This window comes from Pseudoalteromonas espejiana DSM 9414 (assembly GCF_002221525.1).
In the GTDB taxonomy this organism is placed as follows: domain Bacteria; phylum Pseudomonadota; class Gammaproteobacteria; order Enterobacterales; family Alteromonadaceae; genus Pseudoalteromonas; species Pseudoalteromonas espejiana.
Genome location: NZ_CP011028.1, coordinates 2,052,435 through 2,068,480 on the forward strand (window position 1 = coordinate 2,052,435; position 16,046 = coordinate 2,068,480).

The window sequence follows — 16,046 nt, forward strand, 5'->3', positions numbered from 1 at the left end:
AGTTTTTTAACCTTTTTGCATTACCAGCTGAAGGCCCAGCCAAGCCATAAAAATACAGATCATCACATTTAAGATGATATTAAGGGCCATTTTAATAAAGTGACCTTGTTGTAACAACAACAACGAGTCCATTGAGAATGTTGAAAAGGTGGTTAACGCACCTAAAAAGCCAATACCAATAAGGGTTTTGGCGGGGCTTGCGGTGATAATTTCTTTATCTATCAAACCGTACAAAATGCCCATTAACAATGAACCAAGAATATTAACCGTCAACGTGCCAAAAGGGAATCCCCTACCAAGGAGTTTTAGCATGGTTTCGCTAATAAAAAACCGTAAACAGGCCCCTGAAGCGCCACCAAGGGCAATCATCATATAAAGTTTAATCATTTTCGTACCGTTTAAGTGGGCTTTGCGCATCGCGCTCTTTTAGGTAATCGAGTTTTTGTTTAATTTTTTGCTCAAGGCCGCGATCGCTCGGTAAGTAATATTTCTTAGTGTCCATTTCTGGTGGTAAGTACTTTTCACCTGCGGCAAAGGCACCCTCTTCGTTATGCGCATAGCGGTATTCGGCGCCATAACCTAAGTCTTTCATTAAGTTGGTTGGTGCATTGCGTAAATGCTCAGGCACCGGGTAACTTGGTTCGTTTTTGGCATCTGCCTTTGCTTGGTTAAATGCCATATAAACCGCATTACTTTTCGGTGCGCTGGCTAAATATAAGGTGGCTTGTGCAATGGCGCGCTCGCCCTCACTTGGGCCTACACGCTGAAATATATCCCATGCGTTTAACGCCACTTCCATCGCTCGGGGGTCGGCGTTGCCTATGTCTTCTGTTGCAATGGCAAGTAAACGCCTTGCTACATAAAGAGGGTCGCCACCGCCAGCTAAAATACGGCAGTACCAATAAAGCGCACCATCGGGTGAGCTTCCGCGTACTGACTTATGAAAAGCCGATATTAAATCGTAAAATTCATCGCCGCCTTTATCGTATTTAGCTAAATGCGTGGGAAGTACTTGGCTTAATACATGCTCATCTACATTGTATGTGCCGTTTTGCTCGGTGGTTAAATCAACCGCTTGTTCAAGCAGATTTAACACTTTACGGGCATCACCACCGCTTGCTTGGCACAGTGCCTGTTTGGCGTTATTAGCAATAACTATGTTTTTTTGGTTTAGTTGCTCATCTTGCAAAAGTGCACGCTCTATCACTGTGTAGAGGTCGCTCTCTTGTAATGACTTTAAAACATACACGCGTGCGCGCGATAAAATAGCGTTATTAAGTGCAAACGAGGGGTTTTCGGTTGTTGCGCCTACAAATATAAAGGTGCCATCTTCTATGTGAGGTAAAAATGCATCTTGCTGTGATTTGTTAAAGCGGTGCACTTCATCAACAAACATAAGGGTGCGTTGTCCGCGGCTTTGGAGGTTATCTTGCGCTTGCGTTACGCTGTCGCGAATATCTTTTACGCCTGCGGTAACAGCCGACATTTGTATAAGCTCGGCATCGGCATGGTTTGCAATAATTTGCGCAAGGGTTGTTTTACCCACCCCTGGCGGGCCCCACAAAATTAAGCTATGGCAACGCCCTGCGACAATGGCTTGGTGCAGGGGTTTATCGTCACTAAGTAAATGTTGCTGACCTATGTATTCGTCAAGCGTTGTTGGGCGCATTCGCGCCGCAAGTGGGCGTACATCGGGCCCAAAGTTAAACCCTAAATTATTCACCGTTACTCTGATCGTCTATTTCAACACCCTCTGGCGGGGTAAATTCAAAGGTACTTGTATCAAGCGCGGTATTTACTTTTGCATCGCTAAAGCTAAATGATGAAAGCTGACCAGAGTTATCGGTAACAACTAACTTAGCAAGGCCTTGCTCGTTACCTGCAAAGGTAATATCAAGCTGTTCTACTTGGCTCTCTACGCCTTTATTTGGCGTAACACTATAGCCAGAGTTAGTAGCTTGTACGCTATATTTTTCCCATTGTGCGGGATCTTTTGAGGTAAGCAATACAAACGGTGTTGAGTCTATAAGGCTGTGGGTATCCATTATGGTTACTTGCTCAGCAAAACTGTCGAAGTAATAGGTTTTGTCGCCATTTGATACAAATAAAGTATCGTCTGGGTTTGTTTGCTGCCAGCGGATCATCATAGGCTGTTTAAGGGCAATTGTGCCCTCGCCTTGCATAACTGCTTGGCCTTGCGAGTCGGTTACATTTTGTGAAAACTGCGCTTTAAAGCTTTTAAGTGTGGCTAGTTTGTCTTGCAGTGCTTGGCTGTCGTCAGCAAAGCTAGGCGTGGCAATTAAACTGCCAAGCACTAATAATAAACTGTTTAATTTTTTCATTAATTTGCTCCATTAGGTACTAATACATCACGAGCGCCGTTGTGACCTGGCGAACTCACGATACCCGATGTTTCCATTTGTTCTACTAGTCGTGCTGCACGGTTATAGCCAACACGCAATTTACGCTGTACTGACGATACCGATACTTTACCGGTTTCTATTACAAATGCGACCGCTTCGTCGTAAAGAGGGTCTGACTCTTCATCTGCGCTTTCGCTTGCTTCACCGGGTAATAAAATATCTTCCGTGGCTTCGCCATTTAAAATTTCGTCTACGTAGTTTGGTTTACCACGTGCTTTCCAATCATTTACAACGGCGTGTACTTCATGGTCGTCAACAAACGCGCCATGCACACGCTCTGGTACACTTGTTCCTGGCGGTAAATAAAGCATGTCACCCATACCTAATAGGTTTTCGGCGCCTTGCTGGTCAAGTATGGTACGCGAGTCTATTTTACTTGATACCTGAAACGCCATTCTCGTAGGTATATTGGCTTTAATTAAGCCGGTAATTACATCTACCGATGGGCGCTGTGTTGCAAGTACTAAGTGTATGCCTGCAGCACGTGCTTTTTGCGCAATACGTGCAATTAGCTCTTCAACTTTTTTACCTACAATCATCATCATGTCGGCAAATTCGTCAATAACTACCACTATGCTTGGTAGTTTATCTAGCTCATCTGGGCCTTCTTTCATGCCGTCGGTGTCTTTAAATAAGGGGTCAAGAATTGGGTAACCCGCCTCTTTGGCTTCCATTACTTTTTGGTTGTAACCTTTTAAGTTACGTACACCCAGCGCCGACATTAATTTATAGCGGCGCTCCATTTCGCCTACACACCAACGCAGCGCGTTAGCCGCTTCTTTCATATCGGTGACTACTTCACACAATAAATGCGGAATACCTTCGTATACCGAAAGCTCAAGCATTTTTGGGTCAATCATGATCATACGAACATCTTCAGGGCCCGATTTGTACAGTAAGCTTAATATCATCACATTAACGCCCACTGACTTACCAGAACCGGTGGTACCCGCTACCAGTAAGTGTGGCATTTTACCTAAATCGGCACATACAGGTTGCCCTGCAATATCTTTACCTAGCACCATGGTTAATGGTGATGGGTTTTGCTCAAATTTAGGAGCATTAATTACCTCAGATAAACGTACAATTTCGCGGTATTTGTTAGGCAGTTCTATGCCTATATATGTTTTCCCAGGTATAACTTCAACTACACGTACGCTAATAGCTGAAAGTGAACGGGCTAAATCTTTAGATAAGCCAGTGATTTTAGACACCTTTATGCCTGGTGCTAAATCAAGCTCAAAACGCGTTACTACAGGCCCCGGGTAAACCCCTACTACAGTGGCTTGTACGTTAAAGTCGAGTAATTTTGTTTCAACAAGGCGCGATACGGTATCGAGCTCTTCTTGAGAAATTGGGTTTTTAGCTTTGTCTGGTCTGTCGAGTAAATCAAGTGAAGGTAAAGGCCCCGGTGGCAGCTCTTTATCAAGTAACTCTTCAAATTTTTCTTTTGCTGTTGGCGGTGGCTGATACGCAGGTTTTGGCTTAGGCATAGGCCTTGCTGGCGATACAACCGTAGTAACTGGTTTTTCAGGTTCAACTACTTGGCTTTGATCAAGCGCGTTAAGTGCAGCCGCTGTATCTATTGGCTCATCGTCTATGGCGCTAAAGCCAATTTCTTGGTCGAGTATATCGTCAAGCTCATCAAATGGGCTGTAGTCATCACTAATTTGTGGCTCGCTAAACGTTGGTTGCTCTTTAGTAATGGCTTTTTGTTTATCTTGTTTTTTATTTTTAACAGGTGCTTGTTCAAATTCTGGCTCTTGCTCATCAAAGCTAATGTCGGCAAAATCTTCTTTATTAAACTCAGCATCAGCTGGGACGCTATTATTGGCAATTCGTTCTCTTTGCATCCAACCTTGTGCGTAATTAGCAATGTATCGGTATGCCCTTACCACTAAGTCACCCAGGTAATCTACAAATTCAACCCAAGATACGCCAGTTAATAAAGTAAGGCCTGCAAAAAAGAAACATAATAATAAAATAGAGGTGCCAGTAAAGTTGAATGCAGGCATCATCGCCGATGCAATTACATCGCCCACTACCCCGCCCGATGAAAAGTTATAAATATCATCAAAATTAATGCTGCTAATGGCGGTAGCTGACGTTATAAATAAGGCAAAGCCTATAACGCGAAGCGCAAGTGTTGTGTAATCAAGCTGTAAAATTCGGTGGGGTTGCTTAAATAATAAATAACCAAATAATTGAATAGCGGCCGGTACTAAATAAGCAAGCCAGCCAAATGTAAGTAATAGTATGTCGGCAATCCACGCACCTGCAGTGCCTGTGATATTTTTTACATTTCTAAATTCACCAGTTTGCGACCACGCAGGGTCAGCTGGATCAAAGCTGATTAAAGCACATAAAATGAATATTGCCGCAAAGGTGCTGATGATCAGCCCTGTTTCTAATAGTCTTTGCACACCGTTTAGGCGCATAACTTCCTATCCCTCTTTATTATTCTATTGGCACTTGCATAGCAGTCAAATACCTTAGCAGGAAATGCAATTTGATGCACTTTATCTTAGTTTGTATGGCCTGATTATGAACAAGTTTTTATAAATTAGGCGTAATAAAATATTTATTGGCTATGTCCTTAATAATTTAAGCAATATAAGGGCGAATAATAACGCCGTCTTCTCCTTTTACTTCTTCCATCACTACATAAGTGCGGCTTTCGCTTACGTTAGGTAATTTTAAAAGAATGTCGCCTAATACGCCGCGGTACTCCGACATATCGTTTACACGGGTTTTTAATAAAAAGTCAAAATTGCCTGATACTAAATGGCACTCTATTATTTCTTCGTGCTTTTTTACGGCTGCGCTAAATTCGTCAAATACATCGGGTGACGTTTTAGTAATGGTCACTTCAACATACACAGATAACCCCTGCCCAAGCTTTGCAGGATCGACCACCGCTTTATAGCCAAGTATGTAGCCTTCACGCTCTAATTTTTTAACACGCTCCAGACAGGGCGTGGCACTCAGGCCAACTCGTCGGGCCAGTTCAACATTTGAAAGGCGTCCATCGTGCTGTAATTCCATTAAAATTTTGCGGTCAATTCTGTCTAATAACTGATGCATAAGCCCAACTAGTTTATTATTCTGTTTATATTTATTATTTAGATAATAACACTGGTTTGGCATTTAAAAAAGGTGAGACACACTGCCTTATGATGAATATAATAGTGGAAAATGTTAATCCGTTCTTATTAAGGCAAATTTTATGATTATTGGTGTACCTAAAGAAATTAAAAACCATGAATACCGTGTAGGTATGGTTCCTGCGAGTGTTCGTGAACTAGTAAATCACGGCCACCAAGTGATTGTTGAAACTGATGCAGGTATGGGCATTGGTTTTACAAACGAAGATTACACACAAGCTGGCGCTGAAATTTTAGCAACTGCTGCTGATGTTTTTGCTAAAGCAGAGATGATCGTAAAAGTAAAAGAGCCTCAAGCTGTTGAACGTGCCATGTTACGTGAAGACCAAATTTTATTTACTTACCTTCACCTTGCACCTGATCTTCCACAAACTGAAGACCTTGTTAAGAGCAAAGCAGTTTGTATTGCATACGAAACCGTCACTGACGCACGTGGTGGTTTACCGCTTCTTGCACCTATGAGTGAAGTAGCTGGTCGTATGTCTATTCAGGCTGGTGCACAAGCGCTTGAAAAATCTAACCACGGCCGCGGCATGCTTCTTGGTGGCGTACCAGGTGTTGAAGCTGCTAAAGTTGTTGTAATTGGCGGCGGCATGGTTGGCCGTAGCGCAGCGCAAATGGCTGTTGGTATGGGCGCAGACGTTGTAGTACTTGACCGTAACATTGATGTACTTCGTGCATTAGACGCGCAATTTGGTAATAAAGTAAAAGCGATTTACTCAACTGCCGATGCACTTGAAAAACATGTACTAGAAGCAGACCTAGTAATTGGTGGCGTACTAATCCCTGGTGCAGCAGCACCTAAACTAGTAACAGCTGATCACATTAAAGCAATGAAGCCTGGCGCTGCAATTGTGGATGTTGCTATTGACCAAGGTGGTTGTATTGCTACTTCTAAAGCAACTACACACGCTGATCCAACATACATTGTTGATGAAGTTGTTCACTACTGTGTTGCTAACATGCCTGGCGCTGTTCCACGTACATCTACGTTTGCACTTAACAATGCAACATTGCCTTTCATTATTAACCTTGCAAACAAAGGTTACAAAAAGGCACTACTTGATGACGCTCACTTCTTAAAAGGCTTAAACGTAATTAAAGGCCAAGTTACATACAAAGAAGTAGCAGAAGCGTTCAACATGGAATATGTTGACCCACGCACTGCAGTAGAAAACGCATAAGTATGTGTTTTATAGTTAGGTAAATAGTTACCTAACTATAAGCAATAAAAAAAGCAGCTAGTTAGCTTAATGCCAGTCAGTTAACAACTGACTGGCGTTTTTTATTGGAATACTTACTGGGCTTTGGTTTCACACACCTTGGATACGCTCTCTCTCGTTTTATCGGTAAAATATGATGTTCAACTTGTGCTTGTAGTTGCTCAATAGATTTTGGGATACGTCCCGCATTCTCTATAAACATCGTGTGAATTAAGTTAATAATACTGATTGCGCACGTCGTAAAACTCAGGTGCTTGGCATAAAGTCCCGGCTTTTTCTGCGCCATTTTTACCATCTGATACCTGAGTAAGTTATAGCTAAGCATTATGCCCCATAGCTCTTGCGCTATCATATCTGGCTTTTTACTGCGTAACGTGAAGTGACTATTTAATAAGGTTTGTTTCATTTCTCGATAGCCAAGTTCTATTTCCCATCGGTCGCTGTATAAGTCAACGATTTCAGCCTTGGGAAAACGCATTGGGTCGCTCAATGACGTCAGAATATTTACTTCTTTCCCTTTAATTGTTTTCGTTACCAGCCTTACTTCAATGTCCATAGGTAAGTCTGCAAACTTTTTTCTCGCTTGCGCTGTTGTTTTTAGTTTGATGAGTTTGTCTTGACGTCCTAAAGAGCGAACGACTTCGTACTGGGTTCCTTTTCTCATGGGTTGGAGCCAATGGCGGTTTTTTCCTGCATGATGCCAGCGATTTAGTAAGCCCAAAGAATAAAAGCCTCTGTCAAATAACGTGAGTGAATTATCGGGTGTTACTTCGATTAAGTCTTCTGCAAGTACCATTTCGCTTGAGCGGCAGCTATCAAAGGCACTCCCCAATAATAAATGGCTAGTCAGCTCCATTAGGCATACCATACGAACTTGAGGAAAGGCCGTATCACCGTGCTGGTTTTTCCAAGCAGAAAATTCTTGATGATTTTCCTGGGTATCAGGTGTGCGCCAAATAACGCCATCAACGCCTAAGAGAGATAACCCGCACCATGTGGGATGGTTAGCATCCTTATTCCACATTTTTTGACTTTGTTCAAAGACTTCTTTCACTGCACCAGCGCCAAGGCGTTGTCTTGCTTGTACGACAGCACTAGGCGCAACAAGCTCTTTTTTACCGGGTAATGCTAAACCCAATTTACTGACAATGCTCCAGAGTGGGTCTTCACGATAAAGTGACATACAAATTACAGTCCAAACAGCCATTTCAACAGGCAGCCTTCTTCGTCTTATAGTCGCGACACCGGCTGTTTCAGCACATTGTTTGATAAAATCAGAGCATAAAAAATCACTCAGTTGACCTAAGCCTTCTGAGTTAGGGGCATAGCCATTGGCAAGAGAAAGTGCGGTAGTGAGTTGCAAAAGAAAAGACTCCTGAATAAATTCAGGAGTCTTTATATACTAGCCAGAAGATCGGTCAATGGATCATTAAATATTTCTTAACTGATCGGCATTAAGCTAGTTAGCTGCTTTTTTTGTGTCTAAATTTTATGGGTTGATTTATATAAAACGCTTAATTATAAAATCAACTTTTACACGTTTAGCTTGACCAAGCAGCTTTTTAACAGGCTGAGGGTAATCTTCCATCGTTTCTAGATCATTTGGTCCGGTTAAACGACGGCAATGCTTTAAAATTTCCTGCTTTTCGTTATCAATCGCTTGCATAATGCTTTGCTCAGGATCGTCGATTAAAATACCATTTTCTATATCAAGGCCCCATGCGCGTGGGTTTAAGTTATGCCCGCTTAGTAAGTGGCGTTGTCTGTCGGCGCAAATACCCTTTAAATGAAACGAGTTACTTTCGTCTTTCCACAAGTACACATTTAAATTGCCGTTATCTATGTGGCGTTTTTGCGACTTAACAAATTTGTGCAAAATGGTTTCGTATAAATACGGCAATGCACCAATTTTACTAAATGGCTCGCTTGGCGGTAAGTAAAAATCGTTAGCTGTTTTATCACCCACAACAATAGTGACTTGCTTACCTTGTTTTAATAACCGGCGTAGTGAGCGCATAAGTGGCGCCGGAAAATTAAAGTATGGCGTATAAAGCACAAGCTCTTGCTCTGTGGTATCAAACAAGTTTTTAATTAAACGATTTAGGCTGTTATTACGACGCCCTAGCCCTAAAAATAAACGAATACCCAAAGGGTCGGTGTTGGCTTTACTAGCGTTAGCATAACTTGCCGATTTTAAATCGCGCATTAATTGCTTTTGCTCAAACTTAAAGTCTATTAGGCGCTTAAGCGGGCGTGTATCAATACGTGGAACAGCCTGTGAACCAATAAGCTTAGTTTCTATAAAATCAACGACAGAGTCACACAGCTCGCTTTGCGTCACTAAAAAGTAACGGTCTAGCCTATAACGCTCGTTGTATTGTAAGTACACGTTATTTAAGCTGGCACCGCTGTATAACAACGTATCGTCTACAACAAAGCCTTTTAAATGTAATACTCCAAAAAGCTCTTTTGCTTTTACGGGTACACCGTAAACCTGTACGTTCGATTTAAACTTTTCTAAATAGTCACAATATAAACTTGCATTACCGTCTGACTTTGCCGCGCCAATAAGACCTCGTTGCGCACGGTGAAAATCTACCAACACTTTTATTTCAAGGTCGGGGTTTGCCAATGACACGCGATGAAGCGCTTCGAGTATTTCACGCCCTGCTTCATCATCTTGTAAATACAGTGCCGTAATGTAGATTCTTTTTTTTGCATTGCTAATTAAACGCAGCAATTGCGTACGGTACTCTTGTGCATTGGTTAAGACGTTAACGTCTTTTGAAGTCAACCCAAATGCGGGTTTTTCCTGCCAAAATAACATAGTTGCCTATTCACTAAGGTCACATAATCTATCAGTGACAAATAAAATTAGGTAAAACATATCAAAAAAATACTAACGGGTCATGAATTAACGAAGCTTTGTTGCTCATCTGTTTGTTTTTTAGCCTTTACAACGGCTTTTTTATAAATCAAAGTTAACTCAGTACATAATATTGCACAGCTTTTACATTTTTCAGAAAAAAATAATCACATAATTTGTTTACTTGTGCCTTGTTTTTCTTAGAATCGAAGCCATTAAGTTCAGTATTAAACGTTTAGGAAAAGATCATGACTGAAGCAAAACACTCTAAGTTACTAATTTTAGGCTCTGGCCCTGCAGGTTACACTGCCGCAGTGTACGCAGCACGCGCAAATTTAAACCCTGTTTTAATTACCGGTATTCAACAAGGTGGCCAATTAACAACGACAACTGAAGTTGAAAACTGGCCTGGTGATGCGCACGGCTTAACGGGCCCTGCACTAATGGATCGCATGAAAGAGCACGCTGAGCGCTTTGAAACTGAAATAGTGTTTGATCATATCAATAAAGTAGATGTGTCTAAACGCCCTTTCACGTTAACTGGCGACCAAGGTACTTACACGTGTGATGCCTTAATTATTGCAACGGGTGCGTCTGCTAAATACTTAGGTTTAGAATCTGAAACTAATTTTCAGGGCCGCGGTGTTTCTGCATGTGCTACCTGTGATGGTTTTTTCTACAAGGGCCGTAAGGTTGCAGTAGTTGGTGGTGGTAACACAGCCGTTGAAGAAGCACTTTACTTATCTAACATTGCCGATGAAGTACATGTTATTCACCGTCGTGATAGTTTTCGCAGTGAAAAAATTCTTGCCGATCGCCTGACTGAAAAAGCTGCAAACGGCAACGTGATAATGCACTATAACCGTACGCTTGACGAAGTACTTGGCGATGAAATGGGTGTAACGGGTGTGCGTATTAAAGATGCAAACTCTGACGCAAAAGAAACGCTTGACCTTGAAGGTGTATTTATTGCCATTGGCCATAAACCAAACACAGATATGTTTGAAGGCCAACTAGAAATGAAAGATGGCTATTTAGTGGTTGAGTCTGGCCTTAACGGTAACGCAACTCAAACAAGCGTACCAGGCGTTTTTGCTGCCGGTGATGTATCTGACCACATTTACCGCCAAGCAATCACATCAGCGGGTACAGGCTGTATGGCTGCCCTAGATGCAGAGCGTTTCTTAGATAATCTGTAATCGCGCTAAATAATTTAAAAGAGGCTGATAATTCAGCCTTTTTTTATGCCTAAAATATAGTTACACTTTTATGATAATTACTAAATTAAGCATTGTATGAGAAACCAGCTATACCAACTCAGCGATACCGATATAGCATTTCCTAATCCTGAATATGCGCTAACTTCCCCAGACGGCTTACTTGCAGTAGGCGGTGATTTATCTGTTGCTCGGTTAAGCCATGCTTATAAAAACGGTATTTTTCCGTGGTTTAGTGAAGATGAGCCAATAATGTGGTGGTCGCCGAGCGAGCGAGGTATTGTTGAGCTTAATGATTTTCATATAAGTAAAAGTCTGCGTAAACATTTAAAAAAGCACCCCGTTAAAGTAACTGTAAATAATGCCTTTGCAGAGGTGATTGAAGCGTGCTGTGAGCAACGTATTGATACCGAAGGCACGTGGATCACTAATGAGATGATTGACGCCTATATCAACGCACATGATTCAAACATAGCGCACAGTGTGGAAGTGTGGCAAAACGGTGAGCTTGCTGGTGGCCTATACGGTATTATGCAAAATGGTGTATTTTGTGGCGAGTCGATGTTTCATCATCAAACCAACTGCTCTAAGCTTGCAATGTGGGCGTTAGTAAATTGGCTAAAGCGCCATGGTGCCCATTTTATAGATTGCCAACTAGAAAACCCTTATTTAACCTCTTTAGGTGCAAAAGTGATCCCCCGCTCAGAATTTTTGACTAAACTTAATTTAGCAAATGCTTATATTCCAAACTCAACGATGTGGCAACCACAGGAGTTAACAGCAATTTATGAGTGAACATATTCCTGCACGCGTTGGCCTTAGCCAAGAGTTTGCTTGTAGCTATTTACCCGACAGGCAAGAGCAATTGCTCGTTATATTAGATCCTAGCTGCTACAGCACAGATAAATTTGAGTCACTTTTAACGTTAGGCTTTAGACGTAGCGGTAATCAAATTTATCGTCCGCATTGCCCTAGTTGCAGTGCATGTAACTCAGTTCGTGTGTTAGCGCAACAATTTGATCCTTCAAAATCTCAAAAAAGAAAATTAAATAAACTAAAAAGTGACTTTGAAATTAAATACTCAAACGTACATCGCGATGAGTACTACCCACTTTATAGTAAATATATTTCTTTACGTCACAGCGACGGCACTATGTACCCACCTAATTTAGAGCAGTTTCAAAGTTTTTTATTTTGTAGCTGGCTAAAAATTACCTTTATTGAGCTATGGCATAAACAAACCTTAGTGGCTGTTGCAGTGACCGATTGCATGCATAATTCAGTATCTGCTATTTATACTTTTTTTGACCCCGAATTTGAGCAGTACAGTTTAGGGACTGTCATGATTTTACAGCAGCTTGAATTTGCAAAACAACAAAACAAAGAATTTGTGTATTTAGGCTACCAAATAGACGAATGCGCTAAAATGAAGTACAAAACTCAGTTTTTGCCAGCGCAAAAACACGTTAATGACCAGTGGTTGGCTATTTAATTTGCAAAAATGCCCCCAGCACCTTTACTTATTGGCGTATTTTGGGCAAAATCTGCAGCGTTTAACTATTAAAGAGGTGTTACGCTAAACATGGCGAAAGAAGACGTAATCGAAATGCAAGGGACAGTCCTTGATACTTTACCAAATACAATGTTCCGAGTTGAGCTAGAAAATGGTCACGTAGTTGTGGCTCATATTTCAGGTAAAATGCGCAAAAACTATATCCGTATTTTAACCGGCGATAAAGTAACGGTAGAAATGACTCCTTACGATTTATCGAAAGGTCGTATCGTATTCCGTGCTCGCTAAGTGCGTAAACGAGATTTAGTTTTTGGCTAGTGTAAAACTAGCTTAAAGCGTTTATTAAATGTAATTGATGGTACTTACTAGCAATTACATTTAATAAACAAAAAACCCAGCTTTTGCTGGGTTTTTTGTTGCCTATAAAAAGGCAAAAAAAAAGCTCCATTAAGGAGCTATTTTATTTATATGAAACGCTATTACGCTGGTGTTAAATTACTTTCAAAATCAAAGTTAATTTTCTTATCTTTCACCGATACTTTAACAGTACCGCCATCAACAAGTTCACCAAACAATATTTCGTTAGCTAGCGGCTTTTTAAGCTCATCTTGAATTACACGCGCCATAGGACGGGCACCCATTGCTTTATCGTAGCCTTTATCAGCTAACCACTCACGCGCTTTAGAGGTAAGCTCAAGGTTAACTGACTTTTTATCTAGCTGAGCTTGAAGTTCCACCACAAATTTATCAACCACTTGCAAGATAACGTCTTTTTCAAGGTGATTAAACCAAATTATGTTATCTAAGCGGTTTCTAAATTCCGGAGAAAATACTTTATTAATTTCACCCATTGCGTCGTGTGTATGGTCTTGTTCACTAAAGCCTATAGATTTACGTGTGGTTTCTTGCACGCCAGCATTGGTAGTCATTACTACAACCACATTTCTAAAGTCAGCTTTACGACCATTATTATCGGTTAACGTACCGTGATCCATTACTTGTAGCAAAATATTGTAGATATCTGGATGCGCTTTTTCAATTTCATCCAGCAGTACAACCGCATGTGGGTTTTTAATTACCGCCTCTGTTAATAAGCCGCCTTGTTCAAAACCAACATAACCCGGTGGTGCACCAATTAAACGGCTCACCGCATGGCGCTCAACGTACTCAGACATATCAAAACGAATAAACTCTACACCCATACACTTAGCAAGCTGCTTAGTCACCTCTGTTTTACCAACACCTGTAGGTCCAGCAAATAAGAACGAACCGACTGGCTTGTCTTCGTTTGCAAGTCCAGAGCGCGATAAGCGAATAGCTGAGGTAAGCGCATCAATAGATTGATCTTGCCCAAACACCAACATTTTAAGATTACGATCAAGATTTTTGAGGGTTTCTTTATCGGTAGATGACACACTTTGCGCCGGAATACGGGCCATTTTAGCAATAATCAGCTCAATATCAGAAACACCAATAGTCTTTTTACGCTTAGAGCTAGGTTGCAAACGCTGGTTTGCACCTGCCTCGTCTATTACATCAATGGCTTTGTCAGGTAAGTGTCGCTCATTAATATACTTAGCGCTTAGCTCAGCAGCTGCTTTAAGGGCTTTTTGCGTATAACGAATTCCATGATGTTCTTCGTAACGCTCTTTTAAGCCATTTAATATTTTAGTGGTATCGGCAACACTTGGTTCGAGCACATCAATTTTTTGGAAACGACGTACTAATGCACGGTCTTTCTCAAAAATGTTTTTATACTCGTTGTAGGTGGTTGACCCCATACAACGCAACTTACCGCTAGACAGCAATGGTTTTAATAAGTTTGATGCATCCATTACACCGCCTGATGCAGCACCGGCACCAATAATGGTATGAATTTCATCAATAAATAAAATCGAACCAGGCTTTGCTTGTAACTCTTTTAGCAAGCTTTTAAAGCGTTTTTCAAAATCCCCACGGTATTTAGTACCGGCAAGCAATGCACCCATATCTAGTGAATAAACAACAGCATCGGCAATCACTTCTGGTACTTGCTCGTTAACAATACGATACGCAAGCCCTTCTGCAATTGCTGTTTTACCAACGCCTGCTTCACCTACAAGTAGCGGGTTATTCTTTTTACGACGACACAATACTTGTACCGTGCGCTCTACTTCGCTATCACGTCCAACTAGAGGGTCAATGTTGCCCTCTTTTGCTTGCGCGTTTAAGTTTGTTGTAAAGCTGTCTAATTTGCTTGCTTCTTCGTTTTGAACTTCTTGTACTTCCTCATGAATATCGTCGGTGTCATCACCTAACTCATCATCGGCTTTAGAAATACCATGAGAAATAAAGTTAACAATGTCTAAGCGCGAAATATCGCTCTTTTTAAGTAAGTACACTGCTTGGCTTTCTTGCTCTGAAAAAATAGCAACAAGTACGTTTACGCCCGTAACTTCGTTTTTACCAGATGATTGAACATGAAAAACTGCACGTTGTAATACGCGCTGAAAACCAAGTGTAGGCTGAGTTTCACGCTCTTCTTCTAAATCGGGAATGACCGGCGTGGTTTCGTCAATGAATTCGAGTAATTCTGTTTTTAAACCTGAAATATCAACGCCACAGGCGTTTAGCGCTTCGCCTGCTGAAGGGTTATCTAATAGCGCAAGTAAAAGGTGTTCTACCGTCATGAATTCATGGCGGCGTGTACGCGCTTCACGAAACGCGGCATTTAACGTTAGTTCTAAGTCTTTGTTTAGCATTGGCAACCCCTTACTGAGATAATAATTTTATACCACAACAATGAGATGAATGATCACCTTATTGGTATTTATTCCTGCTCACAACTACAAAGCAGTGGATGCTCGTTATCCCGCGCATAGCGGTTAACTTGTTCAGCCTTGGTTTGGGCTACGTCGGCGCTAAATACACCGCATATGCCTTTACCTTTTTCGTGAACTTGAAGCATCACGTCGGTTGCTCTATCGCTATCCATATTGAAGAACGTCATTAGAACTTCTATTACAAAGTCCATTGGCGTGTAGTCGTCGTTATTTAAAACAACTTTGTATTTTCGCGGCGGCTGCAGCTTTTGCTTTTCACTATCGCGAACTGTGTCTATGACACCTGAATCTTTCATACCACTCATAATTAAATATAGTCTTGTCTTTGGAACTCAAGCAAACTTGAATAAAAAATAAATTAAATGTTAAAAAAATATCTCAAAACACTTGACTGACTGGCCAAATAAACTACAGTCAGATATAGATTGATTAATCCTTAGTCAGTCTAGCAAATTATACGGTTTAGAATAACTAAATTAGTCAACTTATAGAAGGATGTAGAAGTATGGCTTGTGGTAAAGTCAAATGGTTCAACAACGCCAAAGGTTTTGGTTTCATCGTAGAAGACGGCTGCGAGAATGATATTTTCGCTCATTACTCAACGATTGTAATGGACGGTTATAAGACACTTAAAGCTGGTCAGGATGTAACATTCGAGCTAGAACAAGGCCCTAAGGGTCTTCATGCTAAAAACATTGCCCCTAATGGCGATATTTTAGAGTGATTAAAACCTTGTTCGACTAAAGCGAGTGACCTAATTTAGATCCTCGCTTAATTCCCCACACTACTTTTATCTCTTCCACCTCTTTTAATTGCTC

General features: G+C 41.2%; 15 protein-coding genes. 6 read left to right on the plus strand and 9 right to left on the minus strand.

Going from position 1 to position 16,046, the window contains the following annotated elements:
- Positions 1–6: 6 nt before the first annotated feature.
- The 5 genes from crcB to lrp all read right to left on the minus strand — a co-directional run bounded on the left by crcB (position 7) and on the right by lrp (position 5,507).
- A complete protein-coding gene (gene crcB / locus PESP_RS09405) occupies positions 7–387 on the minus strand; it encodes a fluoride efflux transporter CrcB (RefSeq protein ID WP_089347798.1) in 381 nt (126 codons plus the stop codon).
- Complete coding sequence (locus tag PESP_RS09410; protein WP_089347799.1) at positions 380–1,723, minus strand: replication-associated recombination protein A; 1,344 nt, start codon at positions 1,721–1,723, stop codon at positions 380–382. Before PESP_RS09410 ends, crcB begins: the two co-directional genes overlap by 8 nt.
- Entirely contained in the window at positions 1,716–2,342 is a 627-nt protein-coding gene (gene lolA, locus PESP_RS09415) for an outer membrane lipoprotein periplasmic chaperone LolA (RefSeq protein WP_089347800.1), read from the minus strand. The genes PESP_RS09410 and lolA overlap by 8 nt, the downstream gene beginning before the upstream one ends.
- Positions 2,342–4,861, minus strand: coding sequence for a DNA translocase FtsK (locus PESP_RS09420; protein ID WP_089347801.1), 2,520 nt, complete (start codon positions 4,859–4,861; stop codon positions 2,342–2,344). The genes lolA and PESP_RS09420 overlap by 1 nt, the downstream gene beginning before the upstream one ends.
- Positions 4,862–5,027: 166 nt before the next feature.
- Entirely contained in the window at positions 5,028–5,507 is a 480-nt protein-coding gene (gene lrp, locus PESP_RS09425; RefSeq protein WP_006792871.1) for a leucine-responsive transcriptional regulator Lrp, read from the minus strand.
- A 142-nt stretch (positions 5,508–5,649) separates the two neighbouring features.
- Here lrp and ald point away from each other — a divergent pair, with 142 nt between their 5' ends.
- Positions 5,650–6,771, plus strand: coding sequence for an alanine dehydrogenase (ald, locus tag PESP_RS09430; protein WP_089347802.1), 1,122 nt, complete (start codon positions 5,650–5,652; stop codon positions 6,769–6,771).
- 76 nt (positions 6,772–6,847) lie between these two features.
- On the opposite strand, the gene PESP_RS09435 is transcribed toward ald, so the two are convergent.
- A complete protein-coding gene (locus tag PESP_RS09435; RefSeq protein WP_089346385.1) occupies positions 6,848–8,173 on the minus strand; it encodes an IS4 family transposase in 1,326 nt (441 codons plus the stop codon).
- 138 nt (positions 8,174–8,311) lie between these two features.
- A complete protein-coding gene (gene pssA, locus PESP_RS09440; protein ID WP_089347803.1) occupies positions 8,312–9,637 on the minus strand; it encodes a CDP-diacylglycerol--serine O-phosphatidyltransferase in 1,326 nt (441 codons plus the stop codon).
- A gap of 287 nt (positions 9,638–9,924) precedes the next feature.
- Between pssA and trxB the strand changes: the two genes are divergently transcribed.
- The 4 genes from trxB to infA all read left to right on the plus strand — a co-directional run bounded on the left by trxB (position 9,925) and on the right by infA (position 12,694).
- Complete coding sequence (gene trxB / locus PESP_RS09445) at positions 9,925–10,875, plus strand: thioredoxin-disulfide reductase (RefSeq protein WP_089347804.1); 951 nt, start codon at positions 9,925–9,927, stop codon at positions 10,873–10,875.
- 96 nt (positions 10,876–10,971) lie between these two features.
- Positions 10,972–11,688 carry a leucyl/phenylalanyl-tRNA--protein transferase gene (gene aat / locus PESP_RS09450; RefSeq protein ID WP_089347805.1) on the plus strand — a complete coding sequence of 239 codons (717 nt, stop codon included), beginning with the start codon at positions 10,972–10,974 and terminating at the stop codon, positions 11,686–11,688.
- Positions 11,681–12,385: an arginyltransferase gene (locus PESP_RS09455; RefSeq protein ID WP_089347806.1), complete on the plus strand. Its 705-nt coding sequence runs from the start codon at positions 11,681–11,683 to the stop codon at positions 12,383–12,385. The genes aat and PESP_RS09455 overlap by 8 nt, the downstream gene beginning before the upstream one ends.
- Positions 12,386–12,475: 90 nt before the next feature.
- Positions 12,476–12,694 (plus strand): translation initiation factor IF-1, encoded by a 219-nt coding sequence (infA, locus tag PESP_RS09460; protein WP_002962494.1) that lies wholly within the window; start codon positions 12,476–12,478, stop codon positions 12,692–12,694.
- Between the two features lie 191 nt (positions 12,695–12,885).
- Here infA and clpA read toward each other — a convergent pair whose 3' ends face one another.
- Positions 12,886–15,147 carry an ATP-dependent Clp protease ATP-binding subunit ClpA gene (gene clpA / locus PESP_RS09465; protein WP_089347807.1) on the minus strand — a complete coding sequence of 754 codons (2,262 nt, stop codon included), beginning with the start codon at positions 15,145–15,147 and terminating at the stop codon, positions 12,886–12,888.
- A 68-nt stretch (positions 15,148–15,215) separates the two neighbouring features.
- Positions 15,216–15,524, minus strand: coding sequence for an ATP-dependent Clp protease adapter ClpS (gene clpS, locus PESP_RS09470; RefSeq protein WP_089349135.1), 309 nt, complete (start codon positions 15,522–15,524; stop codon positions 15,216–15,218).
- A 209-nt stretch (positions 15,525–15,733) separates the two neighbouring features.
- On the opposite strand from clpS, the gene cspD reads away from it, so the two are divergent.
- A complete protein-coding gene (cspD, locus tag PESP_RS09475; RefSeq protein WP_004586755.1) occupies positions 15,734–15,952 on the plus strand; it encodes a cold shock domain-containing protein CspD in 219 nt (72 codons plus the stop codon).
- Positions 15,953–16,046 lie beyond the last annotated feature (94 nt).

Coding starts and splice junctions, on each gene's coding strand:
- crcB (WP_089347798.1), bottom strand. CDS start 387: ATGATTAAACTTTATATGATGATTGCCCTTGGTGGCGCTTCAGGGGCC.
- lolA (WP_089347800.1), bottom strand. CDS start 2,342: ATGAAAAAATTAAACAGTTTATTATTAGTGCTTGGCAGTTTAATTGCC.
- PESP_RS09420 (WP_089347801.1), bottom strand. CDS start 4,861: ATGCGCCTAAACGGTGTGCAAAGACTATTAGAAACAGGGCTGATCATC.
- lrp (WP_006792871.1), bottom strand. CDS start 5,507: ATGCATCAGTTATTAGACAGAATTGACCGCAAAATTTTAATGGAATTA.
- ald (WP_089347802.1), top strand. CDS start 5,650: ATGATTATTGGTGTACCTAAAGAAATTAAAAACCATGAATACCGTGTA.
- pssA (WP_089347803.1), bottom strand. CDS start 9,637: ATGTTATTTTGGCAGGAAAAACCCGCATTTGGGTTGACTTCAAAAGAC.
- trxB (WP_089347804.1), top strand. CDS start 9,925: ATGACTGAAGCAAAACACTCTAAGTTACTAATTTTAGGCTCTGGCCCT.
- aat (WP_089347805.1), top strand. CDS start 10,972: ATGAGAAACCAGCTATACCAACTCAGCGATACCGATATAGCATTTCCT.
- PESP_RS09455 (WP_089347806.1), top strand. CDS start 11,681: ATGAGTGAACATATTCCTGCACGCGTTGGCCTTAGCCAAGAGTTTGCT.
- infA (WP_002962494.1), top strand. CDS start 12,476: ATGGCGAAAGAAGACGTAATCGAAATGCAAGGGACAGTCCTTGATACT.
- clpA (WP_089347807.1), bottom strand. CDS start 15,147: ATGCTAAACAAAGACTTAGAACTAACGTTAAATGCCGCGTTTCGTGAA.
- clpS (WP_089349135.1), bottom strand. CDS start 15,524: ATGAAAGATTCAGGTGTCATAGACACAGTTCGCGATAGTGAAAAGCAA.
- cspD (WP_004586755.1), top strand. CDS start 15,734: ATGGCTTGTGGTAAAGTCAAATGGTTCAACAACGCCAAAGGTTTTGGT.